The organism is Verrucomicrobiota bacterium (assembly GCA_016871535.1).
In the GTDB taxonomy this organism is placed as follows: Bacteria; Verrucomicrobiota; Verrucomicrobiia; order Limisphaerales; family SIBE01; genus VHCZ01.
Genome location: VHCZ01000047.1, coordinates 1 through 18,321, shown reverse-complemented (window position 1 = coordinate 18,321; position 18,321 = coordinate 1). Strand labels below are relative to the sequence as shown.

Genomic DNA, 18,321 nt, shown 5'->3' with positions numbered 1-18,321 from the left:
TTCAGTAAGAGTTTTGATGCGGAATTCAGTTTACAAACATGAATTCGTTGCTGTTCAAAATCAATCGGCAGACGTTTGCCAGGCCGTGCTTGCGAGCGTAGTTCGTCAGAGCGGTTGCCTCCGCGGCACTTGACTCCCGCCCGAACGCCAACTCGTAAGCCAGTTCGATCCGTTCCCGCAGACTGTCACCGCTCTTGCCCAGCCGCTCGGCGAAATGCTCGCTTTGCCGGACCACGAAAGGGTTGTTCAGCATGGAGAGCGCTTGCAGCGGAGTGACCGAGGCGTTGCGCGCCGGCGCGAGCTGCGAAGCATCCGGACAATCCATCACTTCCATGAACGGGTCCGGCAAGGTCCGGTAAATCCACCGATACACGCTGCGGCGAAAACTCTCGGGCTGATCCACGTCGAACCGGCCATAATCGACGGTCGGTGTGACGCCCGGGTTTGGATCCTCGAAATGAAACTGTTTGACCGGCAGACCGCCCATCTTCAGATCGAGCTTGCCCGTGATGAACAGAATGGAATCCCGCAGCGATTCCGCATCCAGCCGGGCGCGATTCATCCGCCAGAGAAACCGGTTGTCGGCATCGACCGCGACGCTCTCCAGGCGGGATTGCGAAGATTGCCGGTAGGTCGCGCTGGTCACGATCAACTTGTGCAGCCACTTGAGCGAACCTCCGTTTTCGAGAAAAGAGTTCGCCAGCCAATCCAGCAACTCCGGATGCGTCGGCGGCGATCCCATGCGTCCGAAGTCGTTCGGCGTCTCGACGATGCCGCGGCCGAAGTGGTAGTGCCAGACGCGGTTCACGATCGACCGCCACGTCAGAGCATTCTTCGGGTCGGTCACCCATCTCGCGAAGGCGGCGCGGCGCTCGCCTTCATCCGCCGCGTTCCGCAATTCGAAACGGTGCGAGAGTCCCGGCACGCACGCCAGCGTGGCGGGCGGGGCCAGTTGGCCCGATCGCGTCACTTCGCCGCGCGCCAGGACATGAATCGCTCGCGGGACTTTCGCCGGCGTGAATTTTCCCTGTGGCTGGAAGTTGTTGGCGGCGGCGTAAACCAGGTTGGGTCGAGGCAGCGCGGACAGTCGATCGTCGATCTCGTCCAGCCGGGTTTGGATTTCCGGAGAAATCGTGCGGTAATACGCGGCCAATTCCTCTTTTTGAGATTCGGTCCGTTGCTTCGGCGTCACGGCCAGGACGCGCGTGACGTTCGCCGGCATTGGATCGACGCGGATCGGCCGTGGCGACGCCGTGGCGGAAATTCGGAATCGCCCCAGCAAATTCGTTTTTCCCGAAAGCTGTTGCAGCACGAAAGTCAGCGTGAGGCCATTTTTGGAGGTGAACGTTCGCTTCGTCTCGAAGACCGCGGCGTGCGGTTTGCCCACCGCTGGGAATATCCCCCAGGCCGTATTGGTGCGGCCGTCGATCGCTTTGTCCGCTTCGGAATCCGGTTGATGGAAATCCGACGTCGCGTTGCGCAGTTCCACGTTTGTCATCGCTCCCACTGTCGAGGCGGGTTCAACTTTGACCTCGAATTCCGAAAGCTGGAAATTGCCGTCTGCGGCCCGGCCCGGCCCATTCTTCGGCAAACGGTCGTCTGGCAAGACCTCCAATCGGAATGCGGTGATGGCCTTGAGCTCCGTTTGCACGACGATCGTGTAAATGTCGCGCTCCGGTTTCTCGCCGGAAACCAGCAGCGACCAGTCCGGCTGTCGCGTGAGAGTGGCCCTGCCGGTCGAGATAAAAGAAATCGGGTTCAGGGTCGTCCAGGGCGTCCCTTCCCGGAGCCGCTGTTCCCAGGCCGCCTGGCCGGCTGCAAGCGCGGCCTCGGACTCGGCGTCGAGCCGGGTTTGCGCCAGCGTGCGCTGCCGGACTTCGAGTGCCGTCTTCTCTTTGAGCAGCGTCTGGCGTTTCCAATGAATCGCGGAGTCCCAATCGAAGGGCCGATCCGTCCGGTCCACGCCGGAAAAGACCGCCTGCAAACCGTAGTATTCCTCCTGGGAAATCGGATCGAACTTGTGATCGTGGCAGCGCGCACAGTGAACGGTGCTGCTGAGAAAAGTCGAGGTGGCCGTCGTCACCATGTCGTCGCGGTCCAGGCTTTGCGCGATCTTCTTATCGACCGTGTCCGCCATGATGTGCATTTGCGAACTTTCATCCCAGGGCCCCGCCGCGATGAAGGCGGTGGCAATCACGCCGTTCGGATCGTCCGGAAACAGCACGTCCCCGGCAAGCTGCTCCTGGACGAAGCGCGCGTAAGGCTTGTCCTCGTTGAACGATCGGATGAGGTAATCGCGGTAAGGCCAGGCATTCGTGCGGGGCCGGTCCTGGTCGTGGCCATGGCTGTCCGCGTAGTGCACGACATCAAGCCAATGCCGCGCCCAACGTTCCCCGTAGCGCGGGCTGGAAAGAAGACGATCCACGACGCGGTCATAGGCGCCGGGCGAATCGTCCGCCAGGAAGCTCTGGATTTCGTCTGGCGTGGGCGGGAGCCCGATCAAATCGAAGTAAAGTCTTCGCAGCAACGTCCGAGGATCGGCTTCGGGTGAAGGCAGTAGATTCTTGGCCTCAAGTTTGGCCAGGACAAAGCAATCGATCTGCGAGCGCGGCCAGGCGAGGTTTTTGACAGCAGGCAGCGAGGTTTTTTGAAGCGGCTGAAGCGACCACCAGGATTCCGGCGAAGAGTCTTGCGATCTGCCGCAAAGCGCGCTCACCGCAAGCCCGCAGATCAGGACGCGCCATCGGCAGAGGCAAAAAGGTCTCTCGGACTGACGTTGCTGGCGCATCACCGACAAATAGAATCTGAATCGGAAGACTTTTCAACCCGCGATCAGCCCAGGACAGCCGCTGCGCTTATCAGGCTTATCAGGCAATTGACTTGACACGGATGGGGTCGCGGTATATTCGAGCGATCATCGAATTCAGGGATATCGCATGAACGTCCCGGTTGAACTGATCCAGCTTCAGGAGTTCCTGTGGAACCAGGTCCAGGAGGCAATCCAACGCGAGAGCGCGCTGTCAGCCCTGGCGTCGTTTGTCGGCGAATTGGTGCGCGGGACGTGGTTGCCGCTGGCTGTGGCTTTGCTGTTCATCCCGGCGGTCGCTTTCTTCTATCAACCGCGCATTCCCCGAGGCGCGCTCTGGATTCCCCTGTTCGGGCTCTTTGGCGGAACGCCGAGGTTCTACACGCACACTCGCCCCGCCAGCTTTTGCGGCATGTTTCTGAAACCCCGCCATCGCGTCGCCACCCGCTACCGGCGAAAATCCCGGAACGATCCCAAGACTGGCTGAAGGAGAACGCAGTTCTGCTCTGACAGCGCTTCTCTCTCGGGCCAATCCCACCGCCACTCGTCAGTTGTTGGAGTGCGGATAATCCAAGAAGGACAAGGATTCGCTTGCTGCTGAAAACCCGGCCCACCAACACAGAAACCAAGACCGCAAGGTAGAAGTAGCCAAAGGCCGCCTGGAGCGAAACGACCAGCCGCGCCGGCTCCGAGACCGGGATGATGTCGCCGAATCCTACGGTCATCTGCGTCACGACGCTGAAGTAGAAACAGTGGAGGTAATCGGTTACGGGACCGTCGAAAATCGCTCTCTCGCGCACGATGTTGAATCTCAAAGCGGGCCCGCCCTGCAGCCAGGGCAGGAGATCGGCATAGACAAAAGCGAAGACCAAAACGAACAGGAAATCGATCCCTATCACCGCGTAAAAACAGGACTTCTTGAAGTAGATGTTATGGATCAATTGGGCCAGCATGGCGACGACCTGCAAAGAGCGTTGCGATCATAGGACCGACCACCGGAAAAGCCAGTGGCAAGCACTTCCGCACACGGGCGCCCTCAACACAGATCGAAGTCGGAGCGCGGCGTTTGCGCGCGTTTACGGTGCTTACTGTCCGCTATTCGAGCGAGGACTCGATTTTTTCTTCCGGACGCGGCGCGAGATGCCTTTGCATGATGATGCGGGCGCAGGCGTTCCAGCGGAGCAGCGCGTCGTCGTTGCCCTCGGGACGGACGGCCTCGGCCTTTTCGTACCAATCCATCGCTTCGCAGAGCCATTCGTAAGCGTCGTGGCCTGCGCCAGGCACGCTCAGATGAAGTTGCGCTTTGGCGCGCCGTTCGCAAATGATCCCGGCGTAGTAGAGGCGTTCGTATTCGCTGCGAAGCTGTGTTGAAACTTCCTGAGCTTGTCTGACAGCGACGGCGTGGCCTTCGCCAAACCGGTCCGTCAGAGCCAGCAGCAGCACGACCAACGCTTGCTGGTTGTCCGGTTCAACGCGCAGCACGTCGCGGCAGATGCTCTCGGCTTCGCCGGGCTCATTGAGCAGCCGGTACCGGACGGCCTTGTCCAGCGCGGCGGGAATGCCCTCTCGGGAGAGCGGCTTTAATTCAAAGTCTGTGCTGCCGTGCATGGGATCAGTGGCAGGGATTGGAAATCGAAAAACGAGAATTCTCAACTGCAAACTGGCCCTAGACTTTGGGCCGGAGCATCCGCCACAGCTTGCCGAGCGGATCGTAATACTCGTCCACCACGCGTTCCTTCATGGGGATGATGGCGTTGTCCGTGATCTTGATTTCCTCGGGGCAAACGTTGGTGCAGCACTTGGTGATGTTGCAGTAGCCCAGGCCGTAGTCGTTCTTGGCGGCTTGGAGCCGGTTCGCAGTATCGAGCGGATGCATCTCCAATCCGGCCAGGTGAACCAGGAAACGCGGCCCGATGAATTCGTCGTGCTTCCGGTGCTCGCGCAACACGTGGCAAACGTCCTGGCACAGATAACACTCAATGCACTTGCGGAATTCCTGCACGCGATCGATGTCCTCCTGCGCCATGCGCCAGGTGCCGTCCGGCGAGTCGGGCGTTCTGGGCTGGAGCTTTCGGATTCGCTTCTTCACTCCGAAATTCCAGGAAACGTCCGTCACCAGATCCTTGAAGTGCGGAAATGTTTTCATCGGCTCAATCGTCACGGGCTTGTCCAGGGGAATGTCGCTGAGCCGAGTCATGCACATCAAGCGGGGCAAGCCGTTGATTTCGGCTGAGCACGAGCCGCACTTGCCGGCCTTGCAATTCCAGCGGCAAGCCAGGTCGTTCGCTTGCGTGGCCTGGATGCGATGGACCGCGTCGAGCACCACCATGCCTTCCGAGACTTCCGTGGTGTAATCGCGGAACTCGCCGCCGCCCGCTTCGCCGCGCCAGATTTGGAAGGTGGCCGTTTTCATTTCATCTCTTCGATAATCTGTTTGAGTTCGGCCGGCATATCCGGAATCGGCTCCCGCCGCACTTGCATGGCGCCATCCGGTCCCTTCCAGACCAGGACGTTCACTTTGCCGGAGGCGGCATCTTTGTTCGGATAATCCTCGCGGAAATGTGCGCCCCGGCTTTCTTTGCGTTCGAGCGCGGCGCGGGTAATGGCTTCGGAGACGGTGAGCAAATTCGTCAAGTCAAGCGCCGTGTGCCAGCCGGGATTATACTCGCGATTGCCATGCACGCCGACGTTTCGCGCGCGGGCCCAGAGCTTTTGCAAGCCACCCATGGCCCGAACCATCTCGTCTTCTCTCCGCACGATGCCGACCAAATCCTGCATCATCTCCTGAAGGTCATATTGAATCTGGAAAGGGCCTTCGGCCTCCGCGCCGCTCTGGGGACGGCGATCGAACGGGGCAAGAGCGTGCCGCGCGGTCTCTTCAATCTGTGCGGCGTTGATCGTTCCCGCTTTGTTCGACTTGGCGAATTGGGCGGCGAATTCCCCGGCGCGCTTCCCAAAAACCAGCAAGTCTGAGAGGGAATTCCCGCCCAGCCGATTCGCGCCGTTGATTCCCGCCGCGCACTCCCCGGCGGCGAACAATCCGGGCAAGCGCGACATCTGGGTGTCGGAATCCACGCGAATTCCTCCCATTGCGTAATGCGTCGTCGGCCCCACCTCCATCGGTTCTTTGGTGATGTCGATATCGGCGAGCTGCTTGAACTGGTGATACATGCTGGGCAGCTTGCGTTTGATGTGCTCTTCCGCGTTGGAAATCCTTTTCTTGATCCAGGAAATGTCCAGAAACACGCCGCCGTGCGGGCTGCCGCGTCCGGCTTTGATCTCGCGAACGATGCACCGCGCCACGTGATCGCGCGTCAGCAATTCAGCCGGCCGGCGCGCGTTCTTGTCGCCCTGGCAATAGCGCCAGCCTTCCTCTTCGTTGTCGGCGGTCTGGGCTTTGTAGAGATCGGGAATGTCATCGAACATGAAGCGGCGCCCGTCCTTGTTGAGCAGGATGCCGCCTTCGCCGCGCACGCCTTCGGTCACCAGGATCCCGCACACACTGGGCGGCCAGACCATGCCTGTGGGATGGAATTGAAGGAATTCCATGTCGATCAGTTCCGCGCCGGCGTGATACGCGAGGGCATGGCCGTCGCCCGTGCCTTCCCAACTGTTACTGGTGATTTTGTAGGCGCGGCCCAGGCCGCCGGTGGCGAGCACTACTGCCTTCGCGCGGAAAACTTTGAATCGCCCGCGCTCGCGTTCGTATCCAAACGCTCCCACCACGCGGTCCCCCTCTTTCAGAAGCGTGAGAATCGTGGTCTCCATGTGGACCTGCATGCCCTGGTGGAGGCCGTGATCCTGGAGCGTGCGAATCATCTCCAGGCCCGTGCGGTCCCCGACGTGCGCAAGTCGCGGGTATTTGTGCCCGCCGAAATTTCTTTGCAGGATGCGGCCGTCCTTCGTGCGATCGAAGACCGCGCCCCAGGCTTCGAGTTCGCGGACGCGGTCGGGCGCTTCCCTGGCGTGCAATTCGGCCATGCGCCAATTGTTGACGTATTGGCCGCCGCGCATGGTGTCGGCGAAGTGGACCTTCCAGTTGTCGCGGTCATCCACGTTGGCCAGGGCCGCGGCAATCCCGCCTTCGGCCATGACCGTGTGCGCCTTTCCCAGAAGGGATTTGCAGACGACACCCACAGAGACACCTGCCGCGGACGCTTCAATCGCCGCGCGCAGCCCGGCGCCGCCCGCGCCAATGATCAGCACGTCGTGTTCGTGAGTCTCGTAATCAGGCACGGGTTCGTGAATCGTTAAATGAGTTACATCGTTAAATCGGCTATGACGAAGGCCGAATGACAAAACGCCGCGAATCTTGAGCCATGCCTTCGGGATTGGTCATTGGAGCTTTTTTCGTCATTCGGATTTCGTCATTCGGCATTGGTCTGAGTGTGTGCGTTCAGGACCGGACCTTCTCAAAGGATTCTTATGTCCCTCCACACTCCCATCGCGCACAGCCGCACGTAGAGATCGGAGAATCCAACCCAGAACAGGCTCATCCAGGCCCACAGCATGTGGCGGCGGTTCAGGCAGCTCACGCACGAGTAAGTTTTCTGGCACATGGGCGCGCGAGAAAGTTGGTCGCCAAATCCTCCGACCAGATGGCGCAAGGAATGGCAGCCGAGCGTGTAGTTGCCGAGGAAAACCACGTTCAACGCCAGCACCACCGTTCCCACACCGATGCCGAAAGACGGCTGGCCCGTTGCCGGGTTCGCGAACCACATCGCTTTCCAGACGTCGTGAGAAAGAATCAGGAGAAAGCCTAGAGCGACGTAAAGGAAATAGCGGTGCGCGTTCTGGAGGATGAGCGGGAAAGAGTGTTCTCCGCGATATACGTTGCGGGGCTCGCCCACCGTGCATGCTGGCGGGTCGCCCCAGAACGATTTGTAGTACGCCCCGCGGTAGTAATAACAGGTGAGCCGGAATCCGCCCGGCGCCCAGAGAATCAGCAGCGCGGGAGACCACGGCAGCCATTGCGGCCACCAGCCGGGCTTGGGGCCGAACCAACTGTGAGCCGATTCGCCAAACAGTTCCGGGGAATAAAACGGCGAAAGATACGGTCCTGAATAGTAGTACTGCCCCTGGAAGGCCGCCCACGTGGAGTAAACGATGAACGCCGAGAGCCCGAGAAAGACCAGCGCGGGTTGAACCCACCATGCATCCGGACGCAGGGTCTGGCCAAAGGCGGGCTGCTTCAGAGAGGTCTTCGCGCAGGACATAGACAAGTTCGATGCCGCAGCCTTGCGGCGCTGCAACGGGAATCGAAGGAGCGCTGTGAGGCTGTGCTGACCGTAGCGCAGAGTTGCACTCTGGCGTATCTCCGACTTGCAGTCGGCAGGGCTGCGGACTCACCGGCGCGCCCCGTTCCTTTCGATGCACCGCAGTTTGCAAAACTGCGATACGGCAGAGTGCAACTCTGCGCTACGAGGATTGCCGGTGCGCTCGACACATCTCCCCACGAAATGGAGTGCCGAGAAAAACCTCCGCGGCGCGGTCGATGAAAGGGCGCAGTGCCTTGAGCAAGAGTCCGGCGCCGGGATTGCATGCGCCAAATCCTAGCGGAGTTCAAAAAATCGAATCAAGCTTCGATTGAGAATTTCCACCGCCATCTCGATCAGCGAACGCGATGTTGCGATTTGGATTTCCTAATCCTCAAGTGTCGGCGCGCGAATTCCTGAATCAACCGGAAGAACTGCCGGGCTCCCGCCACCGGTCTACAACGACACGCCCAGCCATCCGCGAGTCATCTGAAAATCGACGTTGCCGCTGGCGAACGCTTTAGGCAGATACTCCCGGGAAGCGGCCTGCAACACGCGCTTCAGCATCTGTTCCATCATCGTTTCCCGCGAGAGGCGATTTGCGTCCAAAAGCAAGTCCAGTGCTTCCGTCTGTTCCGCGGTGCGGCCTTCGTTTCGCGAGCCCACTTGAACCAGCGGGACCATCGGATGGCTTTGCAGAAATCGATCCGAGAGGTGCGCCAGAATCACCTGTACTCCCGTTGCGCCCAGACCCGTCAGCGTTTCAACCTGGTGATCCGTGGGCGTTTCCATCACGTGAAAGCCCGGCTTCACGCAGGCCTGGCCGTAGGCCAGTGTCGGTCGCACGGGCGCCGAGTCGAACAACTCTTTTGTGAACACCTCGCTCGACGTGAGGGAGGAATTCTCAGCGACGACAACCGTCCCACCCGCGCGGACCACGGTTCTCGCAAGCATGGCGCAAGCCTCTGCGAACGGTCCCGGAACCGGCCCGTTCGACACGAGCCCCAACCGCAACGCTTCAAGTCCGACTTCCTTCTCGGCCTCGGGCGGATGCTCGGCCTGGGCTTTTCCAAACCAGGCCACCACTTTGGCCGTCACGGACTCAATCCCGCCGTCCATCTGAATGCTGGCCCAGCCGAATAGATCCGGGTCGATGCCTTGCTGTTCGAGAAAATTCTGCATCGCGTCGTTGTGGGTTTTCTCGCAGCCATGCTCCAGCACCAACCCGTTTTTGACGAGTGGGTGAGCCAGGTATCCCGCCATGGTCCTCAAGTAGAGGTGCTCGCAATCACCCCCGGACACGCCGCAGCCTTCGGTATGGGCCAGGGCGACGTAGCGCAGGCCCGTGTCCGCAGCCTCGCGATTCAACTTGTCCGCAATCATCCGGCCAATCTGTCCGGCGCAAAGGCTGGTGGGCACGATCAACCCGACGCGGTCGGAAGCCCACCCGCGCCGTGTCTGGTACGCTTTGAATCGATACTGAGTTGCGAGATGGTCCGGCATCTTGCCTGTCTCTAGAGCCGATGGCGAAATGGGCAGGCTGGAAGCCTGCCCTGCGTTGGAGGGCGAACGTGCATCTCTTAAAGCCAACGGCTCGCCGGTCGGAGCGGGCGCGTTGCGGAGTTGCGCGAGCCGCGTGGAATCCGTTTGCCGCCATTCCCGCCAGATCTGGACTTGAGATTGCCCGGCGCTTTCGCCGGCGCTTTTTTCGCCGGACGCAATCCGCAGCATCAGATCGAAGGTCTCGCGGCCCAACTCCTCCAGCGGTGTTCCGTCCATGTAACGCCCGGCGTTCACATCCATTTCTCTGGTTAACATTCGGTAGCGCGCGGTGCTCGTCATGATCTTGATCGTCGGGACAAACGGAAAGTTAGTGATCGAGCCGTTGCCGGTCGTGAAGAGAATCAGGTTGCAACCGGCGCCCACCTGGCCGGCGACGCTTTCCAGGTCGTTGCCCGGACTGTCCATGAAATAGTATCCCGGATCCCGCATGCGCTGGCTGTAGTCGATGACGTGGTCCAGGCAGGTTTCCGGATCTTTCTTGCGCGCGGCGCCGATGGATTTGACTGCGATGTTGTAAAGTCCGCGATAATTGTTGCCGCCGCTCGGATTGCCTTCGGCAGTGTGTCCGTGCCAGGAGACGCGTTCCTGAAAGCGTTCGAGTTTCTCCAGGAATTGGCGCGCCGTCGCGAGATCGCGGACGTTCTGGAGAATGTATTCCTCCGCGCCGATCAGTTCGTCGGTCTCCGCGAGATTCGCCGCGCCGCCATAGCGAACCAATTCTTTCGAGACCCAGCCCACCAGCGGATTCCCCGAAACACCTGAGAACGCGTCGGAGCCGCCGCACTGCAGGCCGATTTTCAAATGCTCGACCGCTTGCGGAGAACGGCGGCACTGGTTCACCGTCTCCAGCCAAGACCGCACAATCGCTTCGCCCTCCTTCAATGCGGACTGATAATTCCCGTTCACGCTCAGGAACCGGTGCGGCAAATCGGCGATAGGGTAATGGTGCGCGATCAGGTAATCCCGAAGCAGACCATTCGTGACCGGCTCGGCGCCCAGATCGACCGCCAGCGCGGCGCCGACGTTGGGATGGATAAGGAATCCTGCGAGGGTTCGGAGCAACAAGTCGAAGTTGTTCGGTCGAGCGCTGCCGCCGCCTTCAGTGTGGGCGATGGCGACGACGCCGTCGATGTTCGGAAACTGCGCCGGAATGTTTTTGAATCGTTCGGCGAGCGAACGCGCGAAGCCCGACGTCCACGAACTCGTGCCGAGGATCACGATGTAATTGCGAGTTCCGACGCCGCGTTGCGCGCCGCGCGCGAACCCCTGGAAGAATCGCTTTTCGGCGGCGCGGGCCGTTGGGCGGCCCGGCTTGAAACGCGTTTCGTCGAATTCGTAGCGGACCAGGCGATCCAGCAAGTTCGGCTGGTCGGGCAGCGCGAAATCAACATGCCGCTGGCGCAACGCGTCGAGAATACGCGCATTGCAAATGTAGTCCCCCGGCGCGATATCCCGGAGCGCGGTGCCGAATGGCAAACCCCATGACAACAACGATGCACCGCCGGAAATCGGGACCACGGCAAAACGGTGTCCTTCGAGAATCGTGTGCGGCAAACGTAATGACCGCCCGCGAAACGCGATTTCAGTCCCCGCTTCCAGCCTTCGATTGCTGATCGCGACATTGTCCCCCTCCGCCGGCAGCCGGCTGATCTCATCAAGTGAATGGTGTGCGCTCACGACTCTTTGGCGCAACGGTTGGCGCCATGCCGGGGATGATACTCTGGGAAGCCGGCCTGTCCAGTACGCGGCTTTCCATGAACCTGATGGCAGGGCGAGCCTGTCCCAGCGAGCCGATCCGGGCGTGTTCCACACGTCGAGCGGCTCGCCGGGACGGACTCGCCCTACCGGGTTCATGGGACGCGAGGATCTTTCTGCATTGCCGCCCGCCCCCAGGCTTCCACGTTGTCCGCCGACCATCGATACGCGGCGATGTTGCCGTAATGACAACCCACCAGCCAGGCGGTGCACCAGAGAAGGGATCCAATCACATCGGTGGTATGATGGACGAGCAGCGCGATGCGCGTCCACCCCACGAACAGGATCGCGGCCGAAGCCACGCCGACGGCAATGATCTTCGCCTCCTTGCTCCGCAGTTCGCGCAGCGCAAGGATAATCAAGAAGCCAAAAAGCAGAGCCGCCGCGGCCGTGTGACCGCTCGGAAAACCGGGGCGCGTCAAAACCTCCATGTCAGGAAAGCTGGGCCGCGGGCGTGCGAAGAAGGCCTGCATTTTGCCATTGATCGCGCGGCCCAACGACACGGCCACCCCGAGGAAGGGCAGATAGTGCCAGCGCCGCAACAGGACCAGAACCAGCGCCACGGCCCACGTCATTCCGGAAATGGCTCCGCCTCCCAGTTCGGTGCCGGCCTGAAGAAACAAACTGTTCGCCGTGCCGGCGGCGTGCAGGCGCTCGCTGATGGGCCGGTCCAATCTCGAAATCAACCCTTGATATCGCGCATCCGCCGTGAGCGCGAAAAACAGCGCCGAACACAGGCACAACAATGTAAAGGCTGGTCTTGGGATGATCGAAAACAGTAAGCGCATAAGAGTCCTTTCGTCCTCGGAGTCAGGCGCTCGCCGGCGTCGCCTTCGCGAGCGCGTCGAAAGCTTGGTGAGTTACAGCGAGCGGGGCAAGCCTTTCCCAGCCCAATTAAAAACTAGAAAACTGCCGTCCGAGACTTCACATTGATTCCGTGCCGGCCATAGAACGAACCTTTCGCGTAAGCTTCCGCCATCAGGTGCATTTCACGCACCACGTGTTCGACCCGGCGAACCCGCTCCTGAAAGACATCCTCGTCAACGCCGAGAAAAGAGAATGCCACAAGGCGCTGGTGGTCGTGGATGAAACGCTCGCTCAAGCTCAACGCGGGCTTGCGAAACAAATCGAAACCTATTTTGCCGCTTTCCCGGAGTGTCTCAGGCTCGTTTGCTCCCCTCTCATTATCGAAGGCGGCGAGCGCACGAAGAACTCCTTTTTCCACGTCTCGGAAATCCAATCGCACGTGGACCGCTACCACATCGACCGCCATTCCTACGTCGTCGCAGTGGGCGGCGGGGCCATTCTGGATATGGTGGGCCTCGCGGCGGCGACGGCTCACCGCGGGTTGCGTCATGTGCGCATTCCCACCACCACGCTGAGCCAGGACGATTCGGGCGTGGGCGTGAAGAACGGCATCAACGCCTTTGGAAAGAAGAATTTCATCGGCGCCTTTGCGCCGCCCTTCGCCGTGATCAACGACTTTCAATTGCTGGCGTCGTTGTCGCCGCGCGACAAGCGGGCGGGCTACGTCGAAGCCGTCAAGGTCGCGCTGATCCGCGACGCGGCGTTTTTCGAAGCCATCGAACGGGATGCCGACGCGCTCCGCGAGTTCGAGCCGGCGTCAATGCAACGGTTGATTTACCGCTGCGCTGAACTGCACGTGAATCATATCGCGGCGTCGGGCGATCCGTTCGAGTTCGGCTCGGCTCGGCCGTTGGATTTCGGCCATTGGGTCGCGCACAAGCTGGAGCAAGTCTCGGGATACGAAATCCGCCACGGCGAGGCCGTCGCCATCGGCATCGCGGTGGATGTGATCTATTCGAAACTGATGGGTTTCATCGATCCTCAGATCGCTGGACGCATCTTGGGCCTGCTGGAGAAATTGGGCTTTGAACTGTTCGCCAACGAGCTGCTGCACGTCGATTCGTCCGGCGCGCTCATTGTGCTCGAAGGCCTGGAGGAATTCCGCGAGCACCTCGGCGGCGAACTCACGATCACCTTGCTCAGGAAGATCGGACAAGGCCTTGAAGTGCATGACATGAAAACGACGAAAGTCGTGGAGTCCATTCAGGAATTGCACCGTCGCTCCCGCGAACGTTTGGACGAACAGCCGGCCTCTCTGCCCGATTGCGCGGCGAGTTAGCGTCGCAGCGTCCCCAGGGTCACGCTTCCGTTTTGGCGAAGCCAACAGGAGACGGAATCGAAACGGCATTCCACGAAATGCGCTTCCCTTCAATTGGATTCTCGACCTTAATCAGCGCCGATGAAGATTAGTCTTTTTGGAATCGGCGGCATCAAAACGGGAAAACACAATTTGAAAGACCCCCGGCTCGACCAGGCGGACAAGCTGGTCGAGGCCGACAAGAAAACCTGCGCGCAGGTGGACGTGGTCGGCGAAGAGGAAGCTTTGACTGCGGACGCCATTCTGGTCACGCGTGACACCCGCGCGGATTTGCTCTTGAAAGACTTGGAGTTCATCGAGACGCGCCTGAGCCGCGCTCCGCAAGACTCTGAAAAAGTCGTCCTGGAGAAAATCAGGAGCCGGCTGGAGAATGAGGAAGGCGTGTTTGCCGCGGGATTGTCGAAGGAAGAACTTGCCGCGGTCGTGGCGCACAATTTCTACACCAACAAACCGGTGGTGATTGCGGAAGACACAGACGTCTCCGAGCCTGAGAAGTTGCTGCTGCGCGTCGTGCAGGAGAGCGGTTACATCTCGTTTCTGACCGTCGGCGGAAAGGAAAACCGCGCCTGGCTCATCCGCAAAGGCACGACCGCGTGGGAGGCGGCGGGCGCCATCCACACCGATATTCAGAAGGGATTTATCCGCGCGGAAATCATCAGCTTCGATGATTTCATCCAAGCCGGCGGCGAAACGCAAGCCAAGCGGGCCGGCAAGCAGCGCCTGGAAACCAAGCAATACGTGATGCAGGACTACGATCTGACGAACTTCCGGTTCAACAAATGAAGCCGAGAGTAGGGCAGGCTTCCAGCCTGCCTCATGCGCGGGCTGGGCAAACCTTGGAAAGAGAAGCAAGCTGGAAGCCTGCCCTACTCTGCGGAGTCCCAATCCCTTCATCCAAATGACAAAACGCGGGCCGGAACAGCAACTGCTGGAGCATCTCTCCGCAAGCCTTCAAGACCGGACGTTCGTTCGGTTGATCCTGTCGCGACCTGCGCACCCGGAACACAATCCGGAAAAAATTTTCGCGCGCTGTGTGGACTTGCGCGACGCGCCGCACCTGTCCTTCACGTTTCGTTTCCCCACCAAAGACATCACAAAGAACATGTCGCTGGCTGCCGGGATTGACTGGTTGAAGGAACAGATCGGCCGGGATTTTCGCAGCGCTTTGCTCTGCACAACCCGACGCGACTGGCAGCTTGCATGGCCGAAGTCCGGCGAGTGCCGAATCGTGGCCCACCAGCCTTCCGTCACTCAGGCGCCTTCCCGCGAGCACGATCGCGCGCGCCAGGAAATCCTCGAGGCGACGGCGCAGGATTGGTTGCGGGCGCTCGGAGTGACGGACGCCACCGGCAAGGTTCGCGAGCGCATGGCAGACAAATACCGGCAAATCAACCGCTACATCGAGATTTTCTCGCATCTGGCGATCGATTGCGGATGGCGCTCGCCTGGCTCTTCAGAGCGTGCGAGCGTCGAAGCGTCCGAGCGTCCGAGCGTGGAAGCATCAAGGTGCGGGCAAGATGAAAACGCGGCCCCGCTCCCCACGCTCGGACGCTCCCCGCTCCAACGCTCTCCCAGTACAGCCGCGCCGCTCACGATTGCCGATATGGGATCTGGCAAAGGCTGCCTCACCTTCGGAATCTGGCATTTGTTCCAGCGCGTCTGGAGAATTCCGGTGTGCGTGATCGGCGTCGAGGAACGTAAGGACCTTGCGACCTCCACCCTGAAAGTCGCGCGGGAGATTCGAGCGGCCGGCCTGGAGTTCAGGCAAGGGACCATCGATTCCGTGGCGCTGCCGCGAGTCGATGCGTTGATCGCTTTGCATGCCTGCAACACGGCTACCGACCACGCGATCTTGCGCGGGATTGATCGGGGCGCGCGGTTGATCCTCACCGCGCCGTGTTGCCACAAAGAATTGCGCCCACAACTCAAGCATCCTCCCACGCTGGCGTCCGTGCTCAAGCACGGCGTGATGGAGGAACGCATGGCCGAATGGGTCACCGACGGGCTGCGCGCGCTCTTTCTGGAATGGGCAGGGTACCGCACAAAGATCTTCGAGTTTGTCTCTACCGAGCATACGGCCAAAAACTTGATGATCTCCGCGGTCCGCGCCACAGAACCGTTCTCATCCGGAAAAGTCCGCGAGCGCATCGTCGAGTTGAAATCATTTTTCGGCATTCAACAGCACGCGCTGGATGCGTTGTTGGAGAGGTCACACGATTCATGAACCCGGTAGGGCGAGTCCGTCCCGGCGAGCCGCTCGACGTGCGTGGCACACGTCTGACTCGGCTCGCTGGGGACAGGCTCGCCCTGCCGACTGGAAATCGACCTCGATGAAGCGTGGCGATGTCGATTGGAAAGCCTTGGAGCGGCTGCGCGCTGCATTTCTGTCCGGCGACGCCGGCGAGCGGGATTACTGGCAGAGTGAAAGCGATCTCGCGAGTTACGATCAAACGTTCGCCCAGCGTATCGGCTGGAAATGGGATTATGTCCTGTCGGAACTGAAACGCCGCCGTTGGCCGCCGCCAGGCCGTGCCGTGCTCGATTGGGGCTGCGGCAGCGGCGTCGCCAGCCGCGCGCTTCTCGATCATTTCGGGATCGAAAGCGTATCGGCGCTGGGTTTGTGGGATCGTTCTCCGCTGGCCATGAACTACGCGGCGCGCAAGGTCCGGGAGAGATTTCCCGACCTCGCTGTGGTCACGGAAAGTGGCGATGGTTTCGGAAACCTGCACAAGGCCCTTGGGCCGTTGAGAATCCCCCTCACTCGTCCTGCGGACACCCTCTCCCCCACTGGGGAAGAGGGACGGGATGAGGGGGTTCTGTTCAAGGGATGCCTTCACGAACAATCACAAGACACGCCTTCCAACCCGTGCCCTGCGGTCGGCACGCTGATTTTGAGTCACGTCCTTACGGAACTGAAATCCGCGCAGGTCGATTCTCTTCTGGCCCTGGCTCAATCGGTCACGGCGATTCTCTGGGTCGAACCCGGCACGCACGCAGCCAGCCGGGCGCTCATCCAGATTCGCGAGCGGTTGCGAGGCCAGTTCCGTGTCATCGCTCCCTGCACGCATCAGGAGGGTTGCGGCATGCTGGCGACGGAAAACGCGCGCCACTGGTGCCACCATTTCGCGCCGCCGCCGCCGGAGGTTTTCACCGATGGCCAGTGGTCCCGGTTCGCGAAGTTGGCCGGCATCGATCTGCGCAGTTTGCCGCTCAGCTTTCTCGTGCTGGACAAACGCCCGTTCCAACCGCTGCCGGACGGAACGGTCCGCATCATCGGACGCCCGCGAATCCAAAAAACTCACGCGCTGATTTTTGCGTGCGACTCTTCCGGTGTCCGCGACCGTCGCTTGATGAAGCGCGCGTTGCCCGGTGAGTTTGCCCGACTAAAGAAAGGGGACGTCGATCCGCTGCAAATCTGGAAGCGCGAGGGCGACGACATTCTTGAGGCGAAGCCCGCGGCCTGATTTCTAAACGCAACGTCATAAATTTCTACCCATGTCGTTGTGTTCAATTTGCCGTCAAAGCGACGTCCTGCTAAGAGCGTGTCCGAAAATTCCGCGGGGTCCTGTTTTCGCGCCAAAGGCCGGATGGCGAGGCGCGACGAAGGAGAATATCCTCCCTGGATCTTCGACTGAGGAGCAACGAAGCCAGGCGGCCTTTGGCGCGAAAACCCTCCGGGCGGCGGGTCTTTTGTCCGTGGCCTGCGTTGGCTCGGTCCTTACAGCCCGCGTTGGGGATGCTCGGACCTCGCCGCCTTGGCCACAGCCAAAATCCCTCGCCGCAGGACCCCGCGCAATTTTCGGACACGCTCTTATGCGATTTGGGCGATGGCCTCTGGACCTGAACGGAAGTAGGGATTGGGCTGTGGCATTCAGACCGGTCGAGCGAAAAGGAGCTTCCTCCCTCGCCGCATCGCTGGAGGCACCTGCTGGCGTGGCTCGGCAGAATGGCCCCGTCGCGCCGTCCATTCGCGTGGGCGGGCGAGCGGCGGCGACGGGCTTTCGAACTCCAGTTCGCGGCGCCGCCGGTCGCCACGCGTAACGGACTCGCCCAGCCCACGCGAATAGGCGCGCCCGGGACTGCGCCGTTTCTTTCCAGATGTCCCCGTGAAGCACTCATTTCTTTTTTCCGTGGCTCGGCCCGCCGAGATCGGAATCGTCCTCGGGGATGGCCAGGAGCAGCGCGGGGCCAGGCGATTGATGGCGGAGCGATCAGCGTTTGGGCGTTAGGGGCGGTCATCGCGGCGGTGGAGCAGGTCAAAGGGCGCCAGTAGGCTGAATTTCGGGACGAATATGGCGACAGTGGACGGGACCTGGCGCTGTATTTGGGGCGGCGGTTGTGCGGGATGAAACTGGCGGAACTGGCCCGGGCGGTAGGTTTGCGAAATTACGGAGTGGTGGCGACGAACGCCAAACGATACGAACGGCGATTGGAACAAGACCGCGCGGAGAAAGCTCGAATGAAGCAGGTTACTAATAGGAATTTGCTTTTCACGGCTGGAGGCGAAGCCTGAACGTTCCGGGTCTCTGCCGCAAGAAAAACGCCCTTTTGAGGCGATCCTTGGAGGCTTCCCGGCTGAGAGGGTCTCGGAGGCCGCCCAAGGCGGGAATCCTGTCCCGCGAACTCTCGGAAAAAGGTGGTGGAGACCGGAATTCTAACCCCACCCGGACAGAGGGGGAGGCTCAAGCTGTCCGCAGCGTTTCGCAAAATCTCGTGCGGACAGCCCGTCTTATCCCTCCTCCAAAGGCCTTCATCCC

12 protein-coding genes are annotated in these 18,321 nt (G+C 60.7%); 4 read left to right on the top strand and 8 right to left on the bottom strand.

The window, feature by feature from the left end:
* Positions 1 to 25: 25 nt before the first annotated feature.
* From FJ398_08680 to FJ398_08645, 8 genes are all read right to left on the bottom strand, one after another.
* The gene (locus FJ398_08680; GenBank protein ID MBM3838028.1) at positions 26 to 2,788 is read right to left on the bottom strand and encodes a DUF1553 domain-containing protein; all 2,763 of its coding nucleotides are present in this window, start codon (positions 2,786 to 2,788) and stop codon (positions 26 to 28) included.
* A 302-nt stretch (positions 2,789 to 3,090) separates the two neighbouring features.
* A complete protein-coding gene (locus FJ398_08675) occupies positions 3,091 to 3,774 on the bottom strand; it encodes a hypothetical protein (protein ID MBM3838027.1) in 684 nt (227 codons plus the stop codon).
* Positions 3,775 to 3,901: 127 nt separating this feature from the next.
* Positions 3,902 to 4,414: a hypothetical protein gene (locus FJ398_08670; protein MBM3838026.1), complete on the bottom strand. Its 513-nt coding sequence runs from the start codon at positions 4,412 to 4,414 to the stop codon at positions 3,902 to 3,904.
* A 58-nt stretch (positions 4,415 to 4,472) separates the two neighbouring features.
* Positions 4,473 to 5,219 (bottom strand): succinate dehydrogenase/fumarate reductase iron-sulfur subunit, encoded by a 747-nt coding sequence (locus FJ398_08665; GenBank protein ID MBM3838025.1) that lies wholly within the window; start codon positions 5,217 to 5,219, stop codon positions 4,473 to 4,475.
* Positions 5,216 to 7,042 carry a fumarate reductase/succinate dehydrogenase flavoprotein subunit gene (locus tag FJ398_08660; GenBank protein ID MBM3838024.1) on the bottom strand — a complete coding sequence of 609 codons (1,827 nt, stop codon included), beginning with the start codon at positions 7,040 to 7,042 and terminating at the stop codon, positions 5,216 to 5,218. The genes FJ398_08665 and FJ398_08660 overlap by 4 nt, the downstream gene beginning before the upstream one ends.
* A gap of 176 nt (positions 7,043 to 7,218) precedes the next feature.
* Positions 7,219 to 8,022: a succinate dehydrogenase gene (locus FJ398_08655; GenBank protein MBM3838023.1), complete on the bottom strand. Its 804-nt coding sequence runs from the start codon at positions 8,020 to 8,022 to the stop codon at positions 7,219 to 7,221.
* Between the two features lie 495 nt (positions 8,023 to 8,517).
* Positions 8,518 to 11,478 carry an altronate dehydratase gene (locus tag FJ398_08650; GenBank protein ID MBM3838022.1) on the bottom strand — a complete coding sequence of 987 codons (2,961 nt, stop codon included), beginning with the start codon at positions 11,476 to 11,478 and terminating at the stop codon, positions 8,518 to 8,520.
* A complete protein-coding gene (locus FJ398_08645; GenBank protein ID MBM3838021.1) occupies positions 11,475 to 12,167 on the bottom strand; it encodes a phosphatase PAP2 family protein in 693 nt (230 codons plus the stop codon). Before FJ398_08645 ends, FJ398_08650 begins: the two co-directional genes overlap by 4 nt.
* A 149-nt stretch (positions 12,168 to 12,316) precedes the next feature.
* Here FJ398_08645 and FJ398_08640 point away from each other — a divergent pair, with 149 nt between their 5' ends.
* The 4 genes from FJ398_08640 (at position 12,317) to FJ398_08625 (ending at position 17,028) form a co-directional block, all read left to right on the top strand.
* Entirely contained in the window at positions 12,317 to 13,525 is a 1,209-nt protein-coding gene (locus tag FJ398_08640; protein ID MBM3838020.1) for a 3-dehydroquinate synthase, read from the top strand.
* 120 nt (positions 13,526 to 13,645) lie between these two features.
* A complete protein-coding gene (locus FJ398_08635) occupies positions 13,646 to 14,347 on the top strand; it encodes a DUF933 domain-containing protein (GenBank protein ID MBM3838019.1) in 702 nt (233 codons plus the stop codon).
* Between the two features lie 115 nt (positions 14,348 to 14,462).
* Positions 14,463 to 15,788: an SAM-dependent methyltransferase gene (locus FJ398_08630; GenBank protein MBM3838018.1), complete on the top strand. Its 1,326-nt coding sequence runs from the start codon at positions 14,463 to 14,465 to the stop codon at positions 15,786 to 15,788.
* Entirely contained in the window at positions 15,757 to 17,028 is a 1,272-nt protein-coding gene (locus FJ398_08625) for a hypothetical protein (protein ID MBM3838017.1), read from the top strand. Before FJ398_08630 ends, FJ398_08625 begins: the two co-directional genes overlap by 32 nt.
* Positions 17,029 to 18,321: the final 1,293 nt, after the last annotated feature.

Bases quoted from the DNA above. Each gene is read 5' to 3' on its own strand.
- FJ398_08680 (MBM3838028.1), bottom strand. From the start codon at position 2,788: ATGCGCCAGCAACGTCAGTCCGAGAGACCTTTTTGCCTCTGCCGATGG.
- FJ398_08670 (MBM3838026.1), bottom strand. From the start codon at position 4,414: ATGCACGGCAGCACAGACTTTGAATTAAAGCCGCTCTCCCGAGAGGGC.
- FJ398_08665 (MBM3838025.1), bottom strand. From the start codon at position 5,219: ATGAAAACGGCCACCTTCCAAATCTGGCGCGGCGAAGCGGGCGGCGGC.
- FJ398_08655 (MBM3838023.1), bottom strand. From the start codon at position 8,022: ATGTCCTGCGCGAAGACCTCTCTGAAGCAGCCCGCCTTTGGCCAGACC.
- FJ398_08650 (MBM3838022.1), bottom strand. From the start codon at position 11,478: ATGAACCCGGTAGGGCGAGTCCGTCCCGGCGAGCCGCTCGACGTGTGG.
- FJ398_08645 (MBM3838021.1), bottom strand. From the start codon at position 12,167: ATGCGCTTACTGTTTTCGATCATCCCAAGACCAGCCTTTACATTGTTG.
- FJ398_08635 (MBM3838019.1), top strand. From the start codon at position 13,646: ATGAAGATTAGTCTTTTTGGAATCGGCGGCATCAAAACGGGAAAACAC.
- FJ398_08630 (MBM3838018.1), top strand. From the start codon at position 14,463: ATGACAAAACGCGGGCCGGAACAGCAACTGCTGGAGCATCTCTCCGCA.
- FJ398_08625 (MBM3838017.1), top strand. From the start codon at position 15,757: ATGCGTTGTTGGAGAGGTCACACGATTCATGAACCCGGTAGGGCGAGT.